The sequence below is a fragment of the Enterovirga sp. CN4-39 genome, from assembly GCF_049446235.1.
Taxonomy (GTDB): Bacteria; Pseudomonadota; Alphaproteobacteria; order Rhizobiales; family Beijerinckiaceae; genus Enterovirga.
Genome location: NZ_JBMSEF010000024.1, coordinates 55,814 through 75,591 on the forward strand (window position 1 = coordinate 55,814; position 19,778 = coordinate 75,591).

A 19,778-nucleotide genomic window follows, 5' to 3' on the forward strand; every position below is an offset into this window, starting at 1 on the left:
AAGGGAGCCTTCATGGCCGAGGATATCGGCGCCAGCATCCGCCGGCGCGTCGACTACACGCCGATCCACAAGCGCGCGCCGCTGAAGCTCCCCGGCGAGGCCCGCGTCGCGGTCTGGACGATCGTCAACGTCGAGAACTGGAGCCCGAACGGCCCCATGCCGCGCGCGGTGCTGCCGCCCCCCATGGGGCAGCCGCTCCTGCCGGATGTTCCGAACTGGGCCTGGCACGAATACGGAATGCGCGTCGGCTTCTGGCGTTTCTTGGAGACGCTGTCCTCGCGCGGGCTCCGGGCGTCCTTCGCCGTTAACGGCACTGCCTGCGAGGTCTACCGGGAGGCGTGCGAGGCGGCCCGCGACGCCGGCTGGGACTTCATGGGGCACGGCTTCATCCAGCGCCCGATGCATCGGGTGGAGGACCAGAAGGCCGCGATCGCCGATACCGTCGCCGCAATTCGTGAGTGCACCGGCAGGCCGCCGCGCGGCTGGGAGAGCCCGGGCCTGACCGAGACGGACGAAACCCTCGACCTCCTGGCCGAGGCAGGGATCGAATATGTCGCCGACTGGGTACTGGACGACCAGCCTGTGCCGCTTCAGACCCGCGCGGGCGAGATCGTGTCGGTGCCCTACACCGTCGAGATCAACGACGTGGTTATCTCGGCCGTGCAGCAGCAGCCGTCCGACGAAATCCTGCGACGCGGCCGCGACCAGTTCGACCGCCTCTATCTCGAGGGCGCGAAGACGCCGCGCGTGATGGCGATCTCGATCCACCCCTATCTCACGGGCGTGCCGCACCGGATCAAGTACCTGGAACAACTCTATGACTACATTCTCGGACACGAGGGTGTCGTCATGTGGACGGGAGCGGAGATCCTGGACTGGTACCGTTCGCAGGTACCGGCAAAGGGATGACAAGCGCCCCGGGACACTCGGTGCTCGAGGGCTGGCAGCTTTTCCACGTTGCGCGGCGCCCGCATCACGATACCAGGCACGGGAAGATCACCGGCCGCGGCCGGTCGTCGAAGTGAGAACAGGGAGAGCGGCTTGAAAGCTGCGGTTGTCACTGGATCCGGACTCGTCGTGCAGGACGCGCCGGAGCCCAAGCCGAAACCGAACGAAATTCTCGTCAGGGTGAAGGCCGCCTCGCTGAACCGGGCGGATCTCGCGGTGGCGTCGGGCCATGCGCATGGCGCGATCGGTGGCCCGGGCACCATTCCGGGCCTCGAATGGGCGGGCGAGATCGTCGAGGCTGGCGCGGAGGTGCGGGGCTTCAAGGTGGGTGACCGCGTCATGTGCTCGGGCTCGGGCGGCTACGCGGAATATGCCGCGACCGATTTCGGCCGCTGCTCGCCGGTGCCGGCTGGCATGTCCTTCGAGACCGCGACGACGCTGCCGATGGCGCTCCAGACCATGCACGACGCCGTGGTGACGAACGGCCGCCTCCAGCCGGGCGAAACCATCATGGTCCAGGGCGCGAGCTCCGGCGTCGGGCTCATGGCGCTCCAGATCGCCAGGCGGCGAGGCGCCTCGATCGTGATCGGCACCTCGACCAACGCGGACCGGCGGGCACGGCTGGCCGAGTTCGGGGCGACCCACACGCTCGACACGAGCGATCCCGCTTGGCCGGACCGGGTGCTGGAGATCACTGGCGGCAAGGGCGTCAATGTCATCATCGACCAGGTCTCGGCCTCGGTCGCGAACGGCAACATGCGGGCCGCGGCCGTGCTCGGCCGCGTCGTCAATGTCGGCCGGCTCGGCGGCGCCACGGGCGAGTTCGACTACGACCTGCATGCCCTGAAGCGCATCAGCTATATCGGCGTCACCTTCCGGACCCGCTCGGTCGAGGAAGTCCGCGAGATCAACCGCAAGATGCGCGAGGACCTGTGGGATGCGGTCGGGAAAGGCGAGCTGCGGTTGCCCGTCGACCGCTCCTTCCGGCTCGACGATGTTAAGGATGCCCTCGCCCACATGAAGTCGAACGGGCATTTCGGGAAGGTGTTGCTCGTCCCGTAGAGACAGACCGGCTGGGTGCCCATCCGGGGTCCAGCCGTCGCCAGCGGGCAGCGCCGAGACGCTCATGGGGCGGAGGCATCGGGGCGCCGGGACGGCTCGCGCCCGTCAAGCGCCGGGCCGGGAGGTGCTCGTGCGAGGAGCCATTGCGGCTGCCCTTCGGCTCCTTCCCGGGCTGGCGCTCTAGGGGCGCCACATAAGGCCGGCACGACCGATCCGCTTGGAATGCGAGGCAGAGATGCAGCTCAACGTCAACGGTGCCGACCGCCAGGTCGCGGACGATCCCGATGTCCCGCTCCTGGCTGTCCTGCGCAACGAGCTGGGCCTCACCTCGCCACGCTTCGGCTGCGGCCACGAGCGCTGCGGCGCCTGCATGGTTCTGCTGGACGGCGTCCCCGCCTATTCCTGCACGCTGCCCGTCTCGGCCGTCGGGCGCCGGGCGGTGACGACCGTCGAAGGGCTCGGCAACGAAGCCGCGCCTCATCCGATCCAGGCCGCGCTCCTCGAGGAACAGGCCGGCCAGTGCGGCTATTGCCTGTCCGGCATCCAGATCTCGGCCGCGGCCCTGCTGGCGCGGACGGCGTCGCCCTCACGCGAGGAGATCAAGGCTGCGCTCGAACCGAATCTCTGCCGCTGCGGTATCCATGTCCGGGCAATCCGTGCGGTCGAGCGCGCAGCCGCCATGCTGCGCGAGGGCGATGCACGATGATCCGGAACGCGCTGCCGCAGAGCCTCGTCGACAATCCGCGGCTCGATCAGTGGCTCGCCTTCGAGCCGGACCGCACCGTCACGCTGAAGACCGGGAAGGTCGAGATCGGCCAGGGCATCCTCACGGCGCTACGCCAGATTGCGGCTGAGGAACTCGACCTAGAGCCGCGCCAGATCAAGGTCGTATCCGGCGATACCGAACTTTCGCCGGCCGAGGGCTTCACGGCGGGGTCGCTATCGGTGGAGATCGGCGGCGGCGCGATCCGCCTCGTCTGCGCGGAGGTGCATGCGCGCCTGCTGGAGAGCGCCGCGTCCCGGCTCGGGACCGAACCGGAGGAGCTCGCGGTCGAAGCGGGGGAGATCCGGCGGGCCGGACAGCCGACGGGGCTCGATTACTGGTCGCTCGCTGGGTCGATCGACCTCACCGCGACCGCGACCGGCTCCGTCCCGACGAAGCGCCCGGCCGAATACAGCGTGGTCGGAAGGAGCGAACGCCGGCTCGACCTACCGGCCAAGGTGTTCAGCGGCGGCTTCATCCACGACCTGGCACCGCCGGGGATGCTTCACGCCCGCATCGTGCACCGGCCCTGGCCGGGTGCACGGCTCGCGAGCCCGGAGGAGGTACTGGCCAAGGTGGCCGGACCGGGGGTCGAGGTCGTGCGCGACGGCGATTATCTCGCCTTCGTGTCGCCCGACGAGACGGCCTGCGCGGCGGCGCTCGGGCGCGCCTGGCAGCGTCTCGAATGGTCCGGCGGCGAGCCGCTCCGGCCCGAGCAGCAGGAGGCATCGTGGCTGCTGTCGCAGCCGACGATCGACCGCCAGATCGGCCCCGCCAACCGGCCCGAGCCGGGAGCCGCCTTCCGGCTCGGCGCCCGCTATTCGCGGCCCTATCTGGCCCATGCCTCGATCGGCCCGTCCTGCGCGCTCGCGCTCTTCCGGGACGGACGCATGGACGTCTGGAGCCATAGCCAGGGCGTCGGCCCGCTCGGCGCCTCCATCGCCCGCGTGCTCGGCCTCCCGCCAGGCAGCGTCGCCGTGCACCACGTCCAGGGCGCCGGCTGCTATGGCCATAACGGCGCCGACGACGTGGCGCTCGACGCCGCGCTGGTCGCGGTCCGGAAGCCCGGCACCCCGATCCGCGTCCTCTGGATGCGCGAGGACGAGCTTTCTGCCTCCCCCTTCGGAGCCGCGATGGTGGTCGAGGTGGATGCCGGGTGCGATGAAACCGGCCGCGTCCTCGACTGGACGCTGACCGTCACCAGCCCCACCCATGTCAGTCGTCCCGGAGCCGGCGGCGAGGTTCACCTGCTGTCGGCCGAGGCACTCGGGCATCCCTGGCCGCGATCGCCGGGCAAGGACCTCCCGGACGAGCGGGGGGGCGGCGCCACCCGCAACTCGCTGGCGCTCTACGACCTGCCGCCGCAGCGCATCGTCCATCGACTCGTTCCCAGGCCGCCCGTCCGCACCTCGGCCCTGCGCGGACTCGGCACGCTCGCGAACGTCTTCGCGATCGAGAGCACGATCGACGAGATCGCCATGCGGGCCGGCCGCGATCCGGTGGCGTACCGGCTATCGATGATGAGCGACCCGCGCGGGCGGCGCGTAATCGAGCGCGCAGCCGAGATGGCGGGCTGGCAGCCCGGCCAGGAAGGCGGGGCGGGATCCGGCCGCGGCATCGCCTTCAGCCGCTACAAGAACCACGCCGCCTACGCGGCGATCGTGGCGGAGGTCGAGGTGGAGGAGGAACTCCGCGTCACCCGCCTCTGGGCTGCCGTGGATGCCGGGCTCGTCATCAACCCGGACGGCGCGATCAACCAGATCGAGGGCGGCATCATCCAGGCTGTGAGTTGGGCGACGAAGGAGCAGGTCCGGCTCGAGGAGGGAACGGTCGCGACTTCGACCTGGGACACCTATCGAATCCTGCGCTTCAGCGAGGTGCCGGACGTGGAGGTCTCGCTTGTCGGCGATCCGAACGACCCGCCGCTCGGTCTCGGGGAGGTCTCGCTCGGCCCGACCGCAGCCTCGATCGGCAACGCGCTCGCGCATGCCTTGGGCCTCCGCGTGCGCGACCTCCCTCTCACGCGCGATCGCCTGATGGCCGCGATGGAAGCGGGCTGAGGCTAGGCTGCTGGGAGAGCCGGCCTCTCACAGAATGCCGGGCGGGCGCAGCCCTCGGGAGCGCCCTGGGCGCTCAGAGCCCCAGGAGCAGCTTCGCGTTGCCACCGCAGATCGCCGCAAACTGGCATTCGTCCAGCTTTGCGGACACGATGTGCCCGACCGGGTCGTACTCACCCATGTCGAAGGGATAATCGGTGCCCATCAGGACGTAATCGGCGCCCCAGGTTGCGACCAGGTTTTCGAGCTGCCCGGGTGTGAACACGACCGTGTCGAAGTAGATCTTCTTCAGGTAGCTCGTCGGCGGATTCGGCAGGTCGGCGTGGCAATCGGAGCGCGCTCCCCAGGCGTGATCGATGCGCCCCCAGTAGGCGCCAAGATAGCCGCCGCCATGCACGGCGAGGATCTTCAGGTTCGGATGCCGCTCCAGCACGCCGTCGAAAATCAGGTAATGCAGCGCGAGCGTCGTCTCGAGCGGGTTGCCGATGACGTTGTTGAAGTAGAAGCGCTCGAACCGATTGCCTTCCGTGAACCCGTTGGGGTGGATGACGACCAGCGCACCGAGCTCTTCCGCCTTGGCCCAGAAGGGTGCGAAGGCGGGATCGGAAAGCTCGCGGCCTTCGACGTTGGTGAGCACCTGCACGCCCTTGAGCCCGAACTCCTTCAGCGCCCGCTCCAGCTCGCGAGCAGCCTCCTGCCCGTCTTGCATGGGCACCGTGCCGAGCGCGACGTACCGGTCGGGGGCGCGGGCAACGAACTCCGCCATGCCCTCGTTGACCATCTGCGCCGCCTTCACGCCGATCTCGACCGGCGCCGCATAGTAGCACTGCGGTGGCGGCGGCATGACGACCTGGATGTCGATGCCCATCGCATCGAGGTTTCTCAGGCGCTCGTCGAAGCCCGCCGGCGTGATGCGGGTCTTCAGGTCGCCTTCCTGCTTGGCGCTGACCGCGCGGCTGTGATCCGACTGCCAGCGCGCGAGCGGCGTCGCCCCGGGATCCACATGCGGCGCCATGAACTGGCCCGCGGCAGGCACAGCGACATGGGCGTGGATGTCGATTGTCGGCCCTTTCGGGCGATGGGACCGCCCCGGCTTAGGATGGCTGCGCGCCGCCGTCGGATCGTAATTGTTCCAGATTTCCGCCATTACAACTCCTGGGAACTTGGCTGAAGTAGTCGGGGCCTGCGGCCAGGGAGAAGTCGTCGAGACGCCGCGCGATGATCTCTTCGTTGCCCGAAGTGAGGCGAGCGGCAGGTAGATACGGCCGCGCCGGTATTGATGATTGCCATCAGGCTGGCAAGTCTCGCTGCCAGCGCGGGACTGTCGAACACCGGCATCCCCTCTGACTCGCCTCCCGAGAGGCCTCTTTCCTGAAGGTAGGGTCCGTCAACCGAACCCGATCGAACAGCTCTTCGCCAAGCTCAAGCATCTAATAAGACGCGCGGAGCCGCGCACCGTCGAGGCGCCCGGGCGAAAGGTCGGACACCTCCTCGACGCATTCTCGCCAACCGAATGCGCCAACTACCTCAGAAGCTCAGGATACGCTGCCGTCTAATCACAGCATGCTCTAGGCGGAGTGCCGCTTCAGAAAGGCCGCGATCTCGTCGGCAACACGGTCCGGAACCTCGGTCAAGATGCCGTTCTTCATCCCGTCAATGATGACGAGTTCGGAGCTGGGGAGCATCGCGGCGGTCGCCCTGGCGGTGTGACCCGACGCGCCCCGGGCGAACTCGCCCGTTATGACCAGCGTTGGAGCCTGGATGTGCGCGAGCCACGGCGCGATCTCGGTTCGCGTGTAGAGCTCGTACGTGCGGATGAAGACGTCCTCGTTGATGCTGGTGACATGAGCGAGCCGGTCTTGCAAGGCACGCGGGTGCGTCCTGACAAACTCGTCCGTGTACCAGAAAGCGACGAGCTTCCCCATCGTCTGGGCGACGCCTTGCGACCTGAGCGTCTCGATCAATTGGCGGCCGGCTTTCTCCTCGGCTTCGCTCCGGCCTGGCGGCCGAGGCCAACAACCAGATCGGACGCACGCTCCCGATGCTTGAGGCCGTCCGCGAGGGGCTCAGCAAGGCTGTCTCAGCGGGCTTCGGAGAGAAGGACTGGTCGATCATGGCCGGGATGACACTTCGCGGCGGCCTGAGCACCACCGAGTTCAACCAGCGCTGAGCACTGGCCGCGAGCTCTGCTCGAGCGTCAACATCGACTGGAAAGCGATCATGGTCGCGACTTTGAACGGTTTTACCCAGCAGCTGGTGCCGGTGAATGGCATCAAGATCAACGCCGTCACCGGGGACTCAGGCCCGCCGATCCTTCTTCTTCACGGCTGGCCGGAAACATGGTGGGAATGGCACCATGTGATGCCGCTGCTGGCTGCGCGTTTCAGCAGCGGCACGAACAGGTATCCGCATCAGTTTGAGTTGCTTCCACGGGAACGACTGAGCCGTATGCCATCAGCACGAACATCTCGTCCGGCGGCATCCGGATGTTCAACCAGGACGTCATCGGCCTTTACGGGCGCGTGCCGTAGACACCAAGGTCGTGTTGCTGCGGCCCGACCAGCACGTCGCGCCGCTGGAGACCTTCGCGACAGCGCCCGGTGAGCAGGGACAGCTGGACGAGACACGTCTGCTCTAATTTAAGCATCACTCGAAGCCGAACAGGTAGCTCTCCGCCAGCGTCGGTCAATTGAGGCTAGTCGGCCCTCCCATGAGCGCTCCTGCCGAGGTTACGCGTTGGGTCGAAACCGGCCTCAGTGCGACCGCGTCGCTGAGGTCCGCTTTCGGGCAAGGACTTCATGTCCGGTTCTGGCGGATACCGTTGAAGAAGTCGGTTCTGGGCTGCTGACCGGCCCGGGCGTTGGCTCCGGAGAGTAGGCAGGCCTGAGCCTCACGCCAGGGCCGGCGTGGGCATCGGGACCAGCTTGGCGAGCTTGCGGAGGTTCTGGGCCGTGGCGGCGAGGTGGAACTCGTCTCTGGCGCCGTTCGGACCTCTGAGGCGGAGCCGGTCGAGCTTCAGGATGCGTTTGAGGTGGGCGAAGAGCATCTCAACCTTCTTCCTCTGCCGCCGCGAGGTGACGTACTCCTCGGTCAGCGCGAGGTCCCGGGCCATGTCGCGGGCACCCTCGTGGATGGAACGCAGGATCTTGCGGGCGGGTGCGTTGGGCGTGCACCGCGGCTTCAGCTCGCAAGGGTCACAGTCGAACTTGCTGGCGTGATAGCGCATGAGCCCATTCTCATCGACGAGCGGGCGCTCGGTTCGATAGACCTTCTGGCGCTGCCGGAGCGGCTTTCCAGCCGGGCAGGTATAACGGTCGTTGGCGTGGTCGTAGGCGAAGTCGGACCGGCTGAACGTGCCGTCGCGGCGCTCGCTCTTGTCGAAGACGGGAATGTGCGGCTCGATCCCACGCTCGTGGACCAGCCAGGCGAGGTTCTCGGCCGAGCCATAGGCGCTGTCGGCGGCGAGCCGGGCGGGCCAGAGGCCGAAGCGGTCCTGCGTCCGGGCGATCATAGTGCGGGCCGATCCGACCTCGGCCTGCCGGATGGCGCGGCTCGCCTCGACGTCAATGATGACGGCGTGGTCGAGATCGATCAGGTAGTTGGTCGCGTAGGCGAAGAAGGCATGCCCCTTCAGGGCGCCCGTCCATTGTGCCGCCGGATCGGAACGGGAGACGAACTTCGGCGTGACCTTGCTCGCTGCGCCCCAAGCGGCTTCATCAAGCGTATCGAGGTACTCGCGCACCGACCGGCGCGTCCGGGCGAGTTCGTCCCGATCGACAGTCTCCGACCCTCCTGCGGAGCGCTGCCGGTTGGCGTCGGCCCGGATCAGGCTCGCGTCGACCGCAAAGCCCTCGCCGCCGACGAGCCCTTCGTCGATGCAGCGGCGGACGGTTGTCTCGAACAGCTCGCGCAGGAGATCGCTATCGCGGAAGCGGCCGTGCCGGTTCTTCGAGAAGGTCGAGTGGTCCGGGACCGCTCCCTCGAGCCCGAGCCGGCAGAACCACCGATACGCGAGGTTCAGGTGGACCTCGTCGCAGAGCCTGCGCTCGGACCGGATGCCGAAGCAGTAGCCGATGATCAGCATCCGGATCATCAGTTCGGGATCGATCGAGGGCCGCCCCATCTCGCTGTAGAACGGCTGCAGATGCGCCCGCAGACCTGATAGATCGACGACCCGGTCGATCGCGCGCAGGAGGTGGCCGGCCGGGACATGCCGCTCCAGGCTGAACTCGTAGAACAGCGCTTCCTGCGCAACCCGCCGTTCGCCCATCATCCCGCCGCCCTCCATCCGAGAACGACTGAATCAGGACTTCACACCCGCAGCAACGCCGACTTCTTCAACGGTATCGGCGCGGAGCCGAACGATTTCACTTACAATTGGCCTGCAGTTACGGTCGAGGTTTCGCAAATCCAGAACCTAGTAGGGTCAGAAATGCACGCGTGATCTCGTCCGGGGTGTTCGGCCCCGTCTCTCGATACCAGAGCGGGATCCAGTTGACGGCCCCGAGCGCGAACAGAGTCGCAAGCTTGGGGTCGCATTCGACAATGCTCCCGTCCGCCACCCCCTCCCGGATAAGGTCCGCCGTCGCCGCACTGATCCGCGCCCGCCTTGCGACGACCTCGTCGCGCTGACCAGGCGCGAGCGAATCAACGTCCGTCAGGACAGGACAGGTGCCGAAATCCCCGAAGATCCCCCGCATGTAGCGGTCGAGGTAAGTCGCCAACCTCTCGAACCCGCTTCCTCCTTGTGCCTGAGCAAGGGCGAGCCCAGCCTCGCCATGGTCCATGGCAAGCTGATGGCAGCGATATAATACCTCCTGCTTGCTCCTGAAGTACTGATAGAGCGTCGGCTTCGATACGCCGAGGGCGGCAGCAACATCGTCCATTGACGTATTCGCAAATCCTCGCCGATTGAACGCCTGTGCGGCCACGCGAAGAACGGCATCTTGCTTTCTTCTTCGCTGATCGGCGCGGTCGAATGCGCTTCGGGCATCCCGTGCTGTTTGGGTCGTCTCGTCAGACACTCTGAGCCTCAAGCAGTTCCGGTGCAGGCCCTGAAAGGAGCAGCCGCGGAGAGGGTTGCTTCTGACTCTACCGGCGGCTAACCTGACGGGGAAGAAAAGATGACCTACTCGAGAGTAGGCAGGCAGGAAACGATGTCCCTCGCGCAGGCGCTCGTGTCGATATCCCGGCTCCAGCCGGAGCGCCCAGCCGTGACCGAAGGCGATCGGACCTGGTCCTATGACGCCTTCACCAAACGGGTCTGCACCCTCGCGGGCGGGCTGCAGCGGTCGGGGCTCCGACCCGGCGATCGCGTCGTGCTGTGGATGGAGAACTGTTCGGAGTTTCTGGAGGTCCTCTACGCCTGCTGGGCGGCCGGCCTCTGTGCCGTCCCGACGAACGCCAAGCTGCACGAGCGGGAAGTCGAACACATCGCGGGCGATTGCGGTGCGCGGATCCTCTTCACGACGCAGGGGCTTGCCGAAGGCGGAGCTTCTCTCAGCCTGGGCTCGTCCTGCCGCGTGATCTGCGCCGGCACGGAAGACCATGCAAGGCTGCTGAAGGGCGAGCCGATCGCGCCCGTCGAGGTCGGACAGGACGACCTCGCCTGGATCTTCTACACGAGCGGAACGACGGGGCGTCCCAAGGGCGCGATGCTGAGCCATCGCAACCTGCTCGCCATGAGCCTGCGCTACCTCGCGGATATCGACACGCTCACGCCCGCCGACGTGAAGCTTCACACCGCGCCGCTGTCGCACGCATCGGGCCTCTACAGCCTCCCCTTCTTCCTGAAGGGAGCCCAGAACGTGGTGCTACCCGGCTTCGATGTCGAAGCGATCGCCGACATGCTCACCAAGTACGACAAGATGACGATGTTCGCGGCGCCGACCATGCTGACCCGCCTCGTGAACAGCCCTGTCGTCGCCGGTATCGACCCGTCGCGGATCCGGACCATCTATTATGGCGGCGGGCCGATGTATGTCGCGGATCTGGAAAGGGCGGTCGAGATCTTCGGGCCGCGCCTGTACCAGATCTACGGACAGGGCGAATCCCCGATGACGATCACCGGCCTCGACCAGGCCGGGCATGTGTCGAAAGAGGGCCCCCCGCTTCAGCAGCGCCTTGCCTCCTGTGGCTTGCCGAGAACCGGCGTACGGGTGCGCGTGGTCGACGAGGACGATCGCGAACTGCCTCCCGGCGAGGTGGGCGAGGTCATCACCCAGAGCGACTGCATGATGTCAGGCTATTGGGGGAATCCCGAGGCATCCGCGGCGGCTCTGCGGGGCGGCTGGCTTCATACGGGCGATCTCGGCAGCCTCGACGAGCGGGGCTACCTGACACTCCGCGACCGCTCGAAGGACATGATCATCAGCGGGGGAACGAACATCTACCCGCGCGAGATCGAGGAAGTGCTGCTGCGCCATGCCGGCCTCCTCGAGGCATCCGTCGTAGGCCGGCCGCATCCGGATTGGGGCGAGGAGGTCGTTGCCTTCGTCGTTGCAAGAGACGGCGTCACCGTCACCGAGAGCGAGCTCGATCAGCTCTGCCTCGACAACATCGCGCGCTTCAAGCGGCCGAAGCATTATCGCTTCATCGATCGGCTGCCGAAGAACAACTACGGCAAGGTCCTCAAGACCGATCTGCGCCAGCGTCTCGCGCAGGAGAGCACGCCATGAGAGACGTCCTGATCGCCGGGATCGGTTCCACGACCTTCGGCAAGCATCCCGACAGCGAGATCCAGGCGCTTGCCGTGCGCGCCGCCAATGCCGCGATCCTCGAAAGCGGGCTCGATCGCGGCGAGATCGAAGCGCTCTATCTCGGCAATTTCGTCTCCGGACCGCTGACTGGTCAGGAGGTTCTGGCCGGGCTCGTGGCGGACGGGCTCGGGCTCGGCCAGATCCCCTGCACCAAGGTCGAAGGCGCCTGTGCGTCAGGCGGCATCGCGTTCCGGCACGCCTATCTGGCCGTCGCCTCCGGGCTCTGCGACGCGGCCCTGGCCGTAGGGGTCGAGAAGATGACCCATGCGGACACGGCGACGACCACCGCGGCGCTGAACTGCGCCATGGACAACCGGAGCGACGGGGTCAGCGGACTGACCTTTCCCGGCCTGTTCGGCCTCGCTTGGCACATCCATGCCGAGCGCTACGGCACGACGCGGGAACAGGTTTCGGCGGTCGTGACGAAGAACAAGGCCAACGGCCTGCTCAACCCCCTCGCGCAGATGGGCGCGACCATCGGGGCGGATCAGATCGCGCAATCGCCGCTGATTTGCGACCCGCTGCGGCTCTTCGATTGCTGCCCGACCAGCGACGGTGCCGCCGCTGTGCTGCTCGTGGCAGGCGACCGCCGCGGCGCGATCGCCGCGCCTCCCGTCAGGGTCAGGGCCTCCGCCCAGACACGGGGCAGCGCGCGGATCGCCGGCCACGCGGATCTCTGCACGTTCGATGCCACCGTCGCGGCCGCGCAGGAGGCGTATCGGCAGGCCGGCCTCACGGCCTCCGATGTCGACTTCGTCGAGCTGCACGACTGCTTCTCGGTCGCGGAGATCCTGGACAGCGAGGATCTCGGCCTCATTCCGCGCGGACATGGGGCTGCCTATGCCGCGGAGGGCCGGACGCGGGTCGGCGGCGACCGTCCGATCAACCCGAGCGGCGGCCTCCTATCGAAGGGCCACCCGGTCGGGGCCACCGGCATCGGGCAGATCTACGAAAGCGTCCTGCAGCTCCGTGGCACCCACCCGAACCAAGTCCGCGACGCCCGTATCGGCCTCACGCACAATCTCGGCGGTACCGGCGTGGCCTGCACCGTGAACATCCTGGAGCGGCTGGATGCCTGAGGCACCCATCGAGTTCGAAGGGCTCCGCTGCCGGGCCTGCGGGACGCTCGACCCCGGGCCGCGCGAGCTCTGCGCGGCCTGCCATTCGGCGGAGCTCGATCCCTGCAAGGTCGCGGGGAGCGGCTCGCTGGTCTCGTGGACCACGATCCGCCGTGCTCCGACGCGCTTCAAGGGGCAGGCGCCCTACACGATCGCGGTCGTGGATCTCGACGCGGGAGTGCGGGTCACGGGTCGCCTGCGCGGCGACCTCGAGAGGCTGAAGGTCGGGTCGCCGGTCGCGGCGGTGGCGCTGGAGAGCGGCGCCTACATGTTCGAGGAGACAAGAGTTTGAGCGACATTCAGTACGAGCAGCACGGGCCGGTCGCGCTGATCCGGATCAACCGTGCCGAGCGGATGAACTCGCTCGACTTCGCGGCAAACGACGCGCTCGTCGACGCCTGGCGCCGCTTCGATGCCGACGACGCCGCGCGCGTGGCCGTGATAACGGGTGCCGGCGACAAGGCGTTCTGCGCCGGCGCCGACCTGAAGACCTACACGATCGACTTCGCGAACCGCCCTGCCCCCGAGTTCCGCCAGCGCTATACGGACGGGCCCGGCTTCGGCGGCATCACCCGCAACTTCGACATTGGCAAGCCGATCGTCGCGGCCGTGAACGGCTTTGCGATCTCCGGCGGCTTCGAGCTCGCGCTCGCCTGCGACATCCGCTTCTGCTCGCCGAACGCCGAGTTCGCCCTTCAGGACGTGAAGTGGGGCTTCCACGCCTGCGATGGCGGCCTCATTCGCCTGCCGCAGATCGTGGGCCTCGGCCATGCGATGGAGATCGTGCTGTCCGGCGACCGCGTCGACGCCGAGCACGCTTATCGCATCGGTCTCGTGAACCGGATCCACCCAGCCGACCAGTTGCTCGAGAAGAGCATGGACTACGCAGCGCGCCTCGCCAGCCGGGCGCCGCTGCCTCAACGCTTCGCAAAGGACGTCATGCGGCGCTCGGTCGGCATGGCGCTTGATGAGGCCCTTCGGCTCGAATCCCGATCCTTCTACGATCTCGGCGGAACAGAGGACATCCGCGAAGGAACGACGGCGTTCCGCGAGAAGCGGGACGCGCAGTTCAAGGGCCGCTGACAATCACACATACAACGAACAACGGGAGGGAATAGGATGGTTCGCAGCACTTGCAAGGTCGCGCTTGCCGTCGCGGCATTCGCCGTGGCCGGCTCGGCCCTGGCGCAGGAGACGGTGAAGGTCGGGGTGGTCGAAGGCCTGAGCGGCCCGCCGGCCATCACCGATTTCGGCGATTCCTATCTTCAGGGCCTCAAGGCGGCCCTGAAGGATTATCAGGCTAAGGGCGGCAAGACGAAGATCGAGCTCGTGGTCTACGACGACGAGGCGAACCCCCAGCGCGCAGTCTCGGTCGTCCAGCGTCTCGTGCAGAACGACCGCGTGCCGATCGTGGTCGGTACCGTCAGCAGCGGAAACGTCCTCGCCTTCGCGCCGATCCTGCAGCGTGCCGGCGTCCCGCTTGTCGCCGGCCCGTCTATCGCCACCAACATCACGACGCAGTTCATCGACCAGAAGCCCAGCTTCATCTTCCGGTGCTCGATGGTGGAAAAATTCCAGATCGAGGCGATCCTCGACTGGGGGGTGAAGAAGTTCGGCAAGATCGGGCTCGTTCACTCGACCACCGGCTACGGCAGCGTTTCCGCGAAGGAGATCGAGGCCGGTCTCAAGGCGCGCGGCAAGGAGCTCGTCGCGATCGAGGCGGCGGCGCCCGGCGTCAACGACCTCACCCCGCAGATGATCAAGATGCGCGATGCCGGCGCCGAGCTCGTTCTCAACTTCCACGAGTCCTTCGAGCTCGTCTATCGCCCGATGGCGCGGCTGAACTACCGGCCGGTCATCGCCGGCAACTGGGGCCTCTCCTCGCTCAAGGTGGAGCAGATCGTCGGACGTGAGGCTATCGAGGGCACCGTGATGGGCCAGGCACTCGATCTTGCCGATCCGAAAGCCAAGGCCTTCGACGAGCGCATGCGCAAGGAATACGGTGCCGACTACCGCTGGCCCGTTCTCGTGGCCCTCGGCTACGATGCCGGCCAGATCGTCTTCAAGGCCGTCGACAAGGTCGGCAAGAGCGACCCGAAAGCCATCCGCGACGCGCTCGAAACCATCGACGGCATCGAGGCGATCTCGGCGACGCCCTCCAAGCCCTACTCCCCCACAGATCACGAGTGTCTCGACAAGGAGCACGTCTTCCTGGGTGTGTGGAAGGGCGGCCAGGTCGTCCGGCTCGAGCCCTAAGCGACCCGCTCAGCCCCCTCACCGAGCCGGCCTGCCATGTCATTGACCAACGCTCTTCAGTTGCTCGTAAGCGGCGTCGCCATGGGCGCGATCTACACGCTCACGGCGAAGGGGCTGTTCATCGCGCACTTGGCGACGCACCGGCTCAATTTCGGCCAAGGCGACTTCCTGATGGTGGGCGCTTTCGTGTCGATGGGGCTCATGCTCGCGGGGGTTCCCGCCCCTGTGGTGCTCGTGGCGGTGCTCGTCGCCATGAGCATCCTCGGCTACCTGCTCGAGCGGATCGCCATCCGGCCGCTCGATCGCGGAGGCGACCAGACCGGCGGCTATGCCTGGGTGCTCACGACGGCCGGCGTCGCGCTGATCCTTCAGAACGTCGTCGAGCTGTACTGGGGGAAGTCGGCCCAATATGCGCCACCCATCTTCTCCCAGGCCCGCGACGTCGTCGTCCAGGTCGCGGGAGTGGGGATCTTCGTGGAGGAGATCGCCATCATCGTCGCCGCCTTCGCGATCGTGGCGCTCTTCTACGTCTTCCTGTTCCGCAGCCGCTGGGGCAAGGCGATCTATGCGGTCGCGTTCAATCAGGATGCCGCCGCGCTCCTCGGCGTGAACGTGCGCGCGACCGTGATCCTCGTCTTCGTGCTCGCGGCGCTGCTCGCCGGAATCTCCGGCTTCCTGGTCGGGCCGCTCGTTTCCGTGAACCCCCGTATGGGCCTCGTCTTCACCATCAAGGCGCTCGCGGTCGCGTCGATCGGCGGCTTCGCCAACCCGGTCGGGATTTTGGCCGGCGGCATCCTGTTCGGCGTCGCCGAGGCGTTCTCGAACTACTGGGACAGTGATTTCGGCGATCTCTATCCGCTGATCGCAGTGCTGGCCCTTCTCGCATTCAAGCCGGCCGGGCTGTTCAGCCAGCGCGCCGCGGACGTCCGCTGAGGTGACCGGAGTGGCACGTCTCCTCGGCTACGCGCTCGCCGCGATCCTGATCGCGGTGCTGCCCGGCATCGTTCCCAACACCTTCTACATCCATCTGGGGCAGATCTTCGCCTATACGGCGATCGCGGTGATCGGCCTGAACATCCTGCTCGGCCTATCGGGCCAGATGTCGCTCGGGCATGGCGGCTTCTATGCCCTCGGCTGCTACGGGACCGCGATCCTCGCCACGACCTACGGGCTGCCGCTCTATCTCACGATGGCTGCCGGCCTTCTCCTGACGCTGGTGATGGGCCTCGCGGTCGGAATGATCGCGCTCCGTACGCGCGGGCTTTACCTCGCCATGGCGACACTCGCCTTCGGCTTCATCGTGGAGATTCTCGCCCAGCGCTGGGTCGGGCTGACCGGCGGCACGATGGGCCTGATGGGCGTGCCGCAGCTCGATTTCGGCAATTTCGCCATGGGCCCGACCTACTTTTTCTGGACCGCGGCCGGCCTTCTGCTCCTCGTTCAGATCGGCAGCGACTACCTGTTCGACTCCGCCGCCGGCCGACGGCTCAGAGCCATCAAGGAGAGCGAAGCCTTCGCGCAGACGATCGGGCTGAACGTTCCCGTCTGGCGGACGCTCGTCTTCGCGGCGAGCGCCATGCTGGCCGGCCTCGCGGGCGCGCTTTTCGCCCACCAGGACGGTTTCGTCAGCAGCGATGCGTTCCACATCCGCCTCACGATCGGGCTCCTGATCGCGGCCGTGATCGGCGGCCTCGGCCGGAGCTACGGACCGCTGTTCGGTACCGCGATCCTGCTCGCCCTGACGGAGGTGATCGCCGCCGTGCACGATGTTGGGCAGATCATCTATGGCGGCATCCTGCTCGGTGTCCTTCTCCTGTTCCCCGAGGGCGCGATCGGCCTCGTGCGAAAGCTCTTCGGGCGGGCCGCCCGGAAGGCGGCACCGATGGAGCCTGCCACCACCTTCGCGCTCGAGCCGGATTCCCGCTCGGACCTCGTCGTCGAGGGCCTGTCGAAGAGCTATGCCGGCGTCACCGCGCTCCAGGGCGTCAGCCTCGCCGTCCGGCCCGGCAGCATCACGGCGCTGATCGGACCGAACGGCGCCGGCAAGTCGACTTTCATCAACGTCGTCGCCGGTCTGTACCGCCCGAGCGCCGGCCGGATCGTCATGGGCGGTTGCGACGTGACGTCCCTCGCCGCCCACGAGCGAGCGCAGCTCGGGCTGGTGCGCACCTTCCAGAACCTCCAGCTCATCGGCTCCGTGGATGTGCTCTCCAACGTCATGCTCGGGATGCGCGCTCGTGACGGGGCCGTGGCGGATTTCGGCCGCTGGCTGCTCGGGCGGAAGCACGAGGCCGCCGAGCGTGCCGAGGCGATGGCGATCCTGGAGCTGCTCGGCCTGCGCGCCTATGCCCATCACCGGCCCGCCGACCTGGCCTATGGCCACCGCAAGCTTCTCGAATTGGCCCGGGCGATCGCGCAACGGCCGAAAATCCTTCTCCTCGACGAGCCGGTCGCGGGCCTGAACCCCGTCGAGGCGCGCGGCATCGGCCAGATCGTCCGCCGGCTGCGCGATGCCGGCGTCGCCGTGCTGATCGTCGAGCACAACATGGAATTCGTCATGGATCTCAGTGATTCCGTGACGGTGGTGGACTTCGGCAACCCGATCGCGTCCGGCACCCCTGCCGTGATCCAGCGCGATCCCGCGGTCCTGAAGGCTTATCTGGGGACGGAGGCCGCGGCCGCGTGATCGAGGTCGAGAGCTTGTCGGCTGGCTTCGGGCCGGTCCAGGTGCTGCACGACGTGTCGCTTGCCGCCCCCGCGGGCAAGCTCGTCGCCCTTGTGGGTGCGAACGGGGCCGGAAAGACGACGCTCCTGCGTACCATTTCCGGACTGGTGCGGCCCATTTCCGGCAGCATCAGGTTCGACGGGAAGCCGACGGAAGGCCAGGCGGCGCATGTCCTGGCGCGAAGCGGTCTCGTCCATGTGCCCCAGGGTCGGCAGATCGTGCCGACCCTCACAGTGCGCGAAAACCTCGAGATTGGCGCAGAACGGGTCGGCGGCGTGGCGGCCGAGGATCTGGAGGCCGGGATCGAGCGCGAATTCGAGCGCTTCCCCGTCCTGCGGGCGCGCCAGGGCATTCTCGGGGGCAACCTGTCCGGTGGCGAACAGCAGATGCTCGCCGTGAGCCGCGGCCTGATGATGCGCCCGAAGCTGCTGATGCTGGACGAGCCGTCCCTCGGACTCGCGCCACAGATCGTCAGGCTCATCCTAGACGCGCTTCGCCGCCTCGCCGACGAAGGACTCGCCGTCCTCCTCGTCGAGCAGCTCGCCATGCTGGCACTGGACGTCGCGGACGATGCCTATGTGCTCCAACGCGGCCGCATCGTGATCTCTGGCCCGGCAAGCGAGGTTCGCGGAGATCGCGCAGTGGTCGAGAGCTATCTCACCTGATCAAACGTGTCGAATTTCGTCGAGCGCCTGAGTCGGCGTCGTATCAAGCCGCTGAGGATGGCCAAACGCGTAGTCACGCCCGGCCGGGGATTGGGACTCTCGGGCTCCAGCGCCAAGGGCTTTCGGATACACGCCCGGCGCGCAAGCATCCGTTTCGCTCCCGTCCGCTTTCAGGCAAAAACCTAACGTCCACTTCTGGCGGATATCGTTGAAGAAGTCGGTTTCTGGGCTGCTGACCGCTCGGTGTACCCGCGTGCCGGTCGCCCGCTTGCGGCCGCGGCGCTGGCGCACCGAGAGACCCTCCTCACGGTAGAGGCGCTCGGTCTTCTTGCGGTTCCGGACCAAGCCCTCTCGACGCAGCAGCACGTGCAGGCGTCGGTAGCCGAACCGGCGGCGCTCGCCGGCCAGCGCCCGCAGGCGCTCGCGCAGCGGCGCCTCGGCCGGACGGCAGGATTGGGATCATCGCGCGGTCCGCTCCGATGAGGATGCACGCCCGCCGCTCGCTCATCTCGAACCCTGTTCTGAAATGGGCGACCGCGGCCCGCTTCTAAGCTTGGTGTTCTCGTCCTCCAGCGTCTTGAGGCGCCGGGCTTCAGAGACGTCCAGACCAGCGTACTTGGCCTTCCAGGCATAGAACGTGGCGGTGCTGATACCGTGCCGACGACAGAGGTCGGCGGTGGTCCCGCCCGCCTCCTGCTCGCGCAGAATGGCGATGACCTGCTCGTCCGTGAACCTCGATCGCTTCATCGTCCGGTCCTTCCAGGGTGCCGGACTCTACCCTCAACTGGCGGGAAAAACGGGGGTCAGGTCACTTCTTTTTGCGCTACCAGCCGTGCCCCAACCCTGCGTCCCCGCCCTACGCCGGCTTGCAGGGTCGCCCCCTCAAGGCTCTTTCCGAGAAGCAGGTAGCGGACCTTAAAGCCGGACGTGGCATGGGGATGGCTCTACCCGCCGAGTTGAACGGTTGTCCGCGGCGGAGCTGCGGTACTCGCAGTCCATTATAGGCGTGATAGCATCGCGCTCCTCTTAGTCCACCTTACCCAACTCACGGAGCGTTTCCTCGGCTGTCCGGAAACCCTCGATGCCAGCCGGCAGACCACAATAGATTGTGCATTGGTAGAGCACTTCCTGGATCTCCTGGACAGTGCAACCGTTGTTGATCGCAGACCGAACATGAGCGCGTAGCTCAGTAGGTTTTCCCATAGCCGTCATAACGGCTATCAGTATGAGAGACCGCGTGCTGCGATCGAGGCCAGGTCTCGTCCAGACATCTCCGAAACACGCCTCCTCCGAGAAGATGCGTACCGGCATGTTGAACGCGCTGGTAGTCGCCTCGCGGCGCTCGAAGTACTCGTCCCCGAGCACCTCTCTCATGATAGCCCGCCCAGTCTCACGCCTGCTGGTCAAAGTATCGCTCCCCGCCTCA

Annotated in this window: 18 protein-coding genes and 3 pseudogenes; 15 read left to right on the forward strand and 6 right to left on the reverse strand. The window is 66.9% G+C overall.

Annotated elements, in window-relative coordinates; translation table 11 throughout:
* The first annotated feature begins 12 nt into the window (after positions 1-12).
* The 4 genes from ACO2SS_RS25635 to ACO2SS_RS25650 all read left to right on the forward strand — a co-directional run bounded on the left by ACO2SS_RS25635 (position 13) and on the right by ACO2SS_RS25650 (position 4,833).
* Positions 13-909 (forward strand): polysaccharide deacetylase family protein, encoded by an 897-nt coding sequence (locus ACO2SS_RS25635; RefSeq protein WP_423280696.1) that lies wholly within the window; start codon positions 13-15, stop codon positions 907-909.
* A gap of 132 nt (positions 910-1,041) precedes the next feature.
* Positions 1,042-2,010, forward strand: coding sequence for a quinone oxidoreductase family protein (locus ACO2SS_RS25640; protein ID WP_423280697.1), 969 nt, complete (start codon positions 1,042-1,044; stop codon positions 2,008-2,010).
* Positions 2,011-2,245: 235 nt separating this feature from the next.
* Positions 2,246-2,716, forward strand: coding sequence for a (2Fe-2S)-binding protein (locus ACO2SS_RS25645; protein WP_423280698.1), 471 nt, complete (start codon positions 2,246-2,248; stop codon positions 2,714-2,716).
* Positions 2,713-4,833, forward strand: a complete 2,121-nt coding sequence (locus tag ACO2SS_RS25650) for a molybdopterin cofactor-binding domain-containing protein (protein WP_423280699.1) — start codon at positions 2,713-2,715, stop codon at positions 4,831-4,833. Before ACO2SS_RS25645 ends, ACO2SS_RS25650 begins: the two co-directional genes overlap by 4 nt.
* A 73-nt stretch (positions 4,834-4,906) precedes the next feature.
* Here the strand turns inward: ACO2SS_RS25650 and ACO2SS_RS25655 are convergent, their stop codons facing one another.
* Positions 4,907-5,977 (reverse strand): amidohydrolase family protein, encoded by a 1,071-nt coding sequence (locus tag ACO2SS_RS25655; RefSeq protein ID WP_423280700.1) that lies wholly within the window; start codon positions 5,975-5,977, stop codon positions 4,907-4,909.
* Between the two features lie 421 nt (positions 5,978-6,398).
* Complete coding sequence (locus tag ACO2SS_RS25660; RefSeq protein ID WP_423280701.1) at positions 6,399-6,794, reverse strand: alpha/beta fold hydrolase; 396 nt, start codon at positions 6,792-6,794, stop codon at positions 6,399-6,401.
* Positions 6,795-6,871: 77 nt separating this feature from the next.
* Here ACO2SS_RS25660 and ACO2SS_RS25665 point away from each other — a divergent pair, with 77 nt between their 5' ends.
* The 3 genes and pseudogenes from ACO2SS_RS25665 to ACO2SS_RS25675 form a co-directional block, all read left to right on the forward strand.
* On the forward strand, positions 6,872-7,000 hold the full coding sequence (locus ACO2SS_RS25665; RefSeq protein ID WP_423280702.1) for a hypothetical protein: 129 nt from the start codon (positions 6,872-6,874) through the stop codon (positions 6,998-7,000).
* A 50-nt stretch (positions 7,001-7,050) separates the two neighbouring features.
* Positions 7,051-7,218, forward strand: a pseudogene (locus tag ACO2SS_RS25670) (alpha/beta fold hydrolase); the annotation flags it as partial.
* Positions 7,219-7,262: 44 nt separating this feature from the next.
* Positions 7,263-7,468 (forward strand): annotated as a pseudogene (locus ACO2SS_RS25675) (L,D-transpeptidase); the annotation flags it as partial.
* Positions 7,469-7,720: 252 nt separating this feature from the next.
* On the opposite strand, the gene ACO2SS_RS25680 reads toward ACO2SS_RS25675, so the two are convergent.
* Positions 7,721-9,103, reverse strand: coding sequence for a transposase (locus ACO2SS_RS25680; RefSeq protein ID WP_423280703.1), 1,383 nt, complete (start codon positions 9,101-9,103; stop codon positions 7,721-7,723).
* Between the two features lie 115 nt (positions 9,104-9,218).
* On the reverse strand, positions 9,219-9,854 hold the full coding sequence (locus ACO2SS_RS25685) for a TetR/AcrR family transcriptional regulator (RefSeq protein WP_423280704.1): 636 nt from the start codon (positions 9,852-9,854) through the stop codon (positions 9,219-9,221).
* 99 nt (positions 9,855-9,953) lie between these two features.
* Between ACO2SS_RS25685 and ACO2SS_RS25690 the strand changes: the two genes are divergently transcribed.
* The 8 genes from ACO2SS_RS25690 to ACO2SS_RS25725 are packed head-to-tail and all read left to right on the forward strand — an operon-like array spanning position 9,954 to position 18,352.
* A complete protein-coding gene (locus ACO2SS_RS25690; RefSeq protein ID WP_423280705.1) occupies positions 9,954-11,507 on the forward strand; it encodes an acyl-CoA synthetase in 1,554 nt (517 codons plus the stop codon).
* On the forward strand, positions 11,504-12,667 hold the full coding sequence (locus ACO2SS_RS25695; RefSeq protein WP_423280706.1) for a thiolase C-terminal domain-containing protein: 1,164 nt from the start codon (positions 11,504-11,506) through the stop codon (positions 12,665-12,667). The genes ACO2SS_RS25690 and ACO2SS_RS25695 overlap by 4 nt, the downstream gene beginning before the upstream one ends.
* Positions 12,660-12,998, forward strand: a complete 339-nt coding sequence (locus ACO2SS_RS25700; protein ID WP_423280707.1) for a Zn-ribbon domain-containing OB-fold protein — start codon at positions 12,660-12,662, stop codon at positions 12,996-12,998. The genes ACO2SS_RS25695 and ACO2SS_RS25700 overlap by 8 nt, the downstream gene beginning before the upstream one ends.
* A complete protein-coding gene (locus ACO2SS_RS25705; RefSeq protein WP_423280708.1) occupies positions 12,995-13,789 on the forward strand; it encodes an enoyl-CoA hydratase/isomerase family protein in 795 nt (264 codons plus the stop codon). The genes ACO2SS_RS25700 and ACO2SS_RS25705 overlap by 4 nt, the downstream gene beginning before the upstream one ends.
* Before the next feature lie 36 nt (positions 13,790-13,825).
* Complete coding sequence (locus ACO2SS_RS25710; RefSeq protein ID WP_423280709.1) at positions 13,826-14,962, forward strand: ABC transporter substrate-binding protein; 1,137 nt, start codon at positions 13,826-13,828, stop codon at positions 14,960-14,962.
* Positions 14,963-14,998: 36 nt separating this feature from the next.
* Positions 14,999-15,895 carry a branched-chain amino acid ABC transporter permease gene (locus tag ACO2SS_RS25715; RefSeq protein ID WP_423280710.1) on the forward strand — a complete coding sequence of 299 codons (897 nt, stop codon included), beginning with the start codon at positions 14,999-15,001 and terminating at the stop codon, positions 15,893-15,895.
* Between the two features lie 10 nt (positions 15,896-15,905).
* A complete protein-coding gene (locus tag ACO2SS_RS25720) occupies positions 15,906-17,648 on the forward strand; it encodes an ABC transporter permease subunit (RefSeq protein ID WP_423280711.1) in 1,743 nt (580 codons plus the stop codon).
* Positions 17,645-18,352 carry an ABC transporter ATP-binding protein gene (locus ACO2SS_RS25725; RefSeq protein WP_423280712.1) on the forward strand — a complete coding sequence of 236 codons (708 nt, stop codon included), beginning with the start codon at positions 17,645-17,647 and terminating at the stop codon, positions 18,350-18,352. The genes ACO2SS_RS25720 and ACO2SS_RS25725 overlap by 4 nt, the downstream gene beginning before the upstream one ends.
* Before the next feature lie 177 nt (positions 18,353-18,529).
* Here ACO2SS_RS25725 and ACO2SS_RS25730 read toward each other — a convergent pair.
* Together ACO2SS_RS25730 and ACO2SS_RS25735 are read right to left on the reverse strand one after the other, a co-directional pair.
* Positions 18,530-19,099 (reverse strand): annotated as a pseudogene (locus ACO2SS_RS25730) (transposase); the annotation flags it as partial.
* Between the two features lie 279 nt (positions 19,100-19,378).
* On the reverse strand, positions 19,379-19,778 hold a 400-nt coding region (locus tag ACO2SS_RS25735; protein WP_423280713.1), incomplete at its 5' end, for a carboxymuconolactone decarboxylase family protein.

Excerpts from the sequence above, each read along its gene's own strand:
- ACO2SS_RS25715 (WP_423280710.1), top strand. The coding sequence starts at position 14,999 with ATGTCATTGACCAACGCTCTTCAGTTGCTCGTAAGCGGCGTCGCCATG.
- ACO2SS_RS25635 (WP_423280696.1), top strand. The coding sequence starts at position 13 with ATGGCCGAGGATATCGGCGCCAGCATCCGCCGGCGCGTCGACTACACG.
- ACO2SS_RS25690 (WP_423280705.1), top strand. The coding sequence starts at position 9,954 with ATGACCTACTCGAGAGTAGGCAGGCAGGAAACGATGTCCCTCGCGCAG.
- ACO2SS_RS25700 (WP_423280707.1), top strand. The coding sequence starts at position 12,660 with ATGCCTGAGGCACCCATCGAGTTCGAAGGGCTCCGCTGCCGGGCCTGC.
- ACO2SS_RS25650 (WP_423280699.1), top strand. The coding sequence starts at position 2,713 with ATGATCCGGAACGCGCTGCCGCAGAGCCTCGTCGACAATCCGCGGCTC.
- ACO2SS_RS25655 (WP_423280700.1), bottom strand. The coding sequence starts at position 5,977 with ATGGCGGAAATCTGGAACAATTACGATCCGACGGCGGCGCGCAGCCAT.
- ACO2SS_RS25665 (WP_423280702.1), top strand. The coding sequence starts at position 6,872 with ATGCTTGAGGCCGTCCGCGAGGGGCTCAGCAAGGCTGTCTCAGCGGGC.
- ACO2SS_RS25710 (WP_423280709.1), top strand. The coding sequence starts at position 13,826 with ATGGTTCGCAGCACTTGCAAGGTCGCGCTTGCCGTCGCGGCATTCGCC.
- ACO2SS_RS25695 (WP_423280706.1), top strand. The coding sequence starts at position 11,504 with ATGAGAGACGTCCTGATCGCCGGGATCGGTTCCACGACCTTCGGCAAG.
- ACO2SS_RS25645 (WP_423280698.1), top strand. The coding sequence starts at position 2,246 with ATGCAGCTCAACGTCAACGGTGCCGACCGCCAGGTCGCGGACGATCCC.
- ACO2SS_RS25680 (WP_423280703.1), bottom strand. The coding sequence starts at position 9,103 with ATGATGGGCGAACGGCGGGTTGCGCAGGAAGCGCTGTTCTACGAGTTC.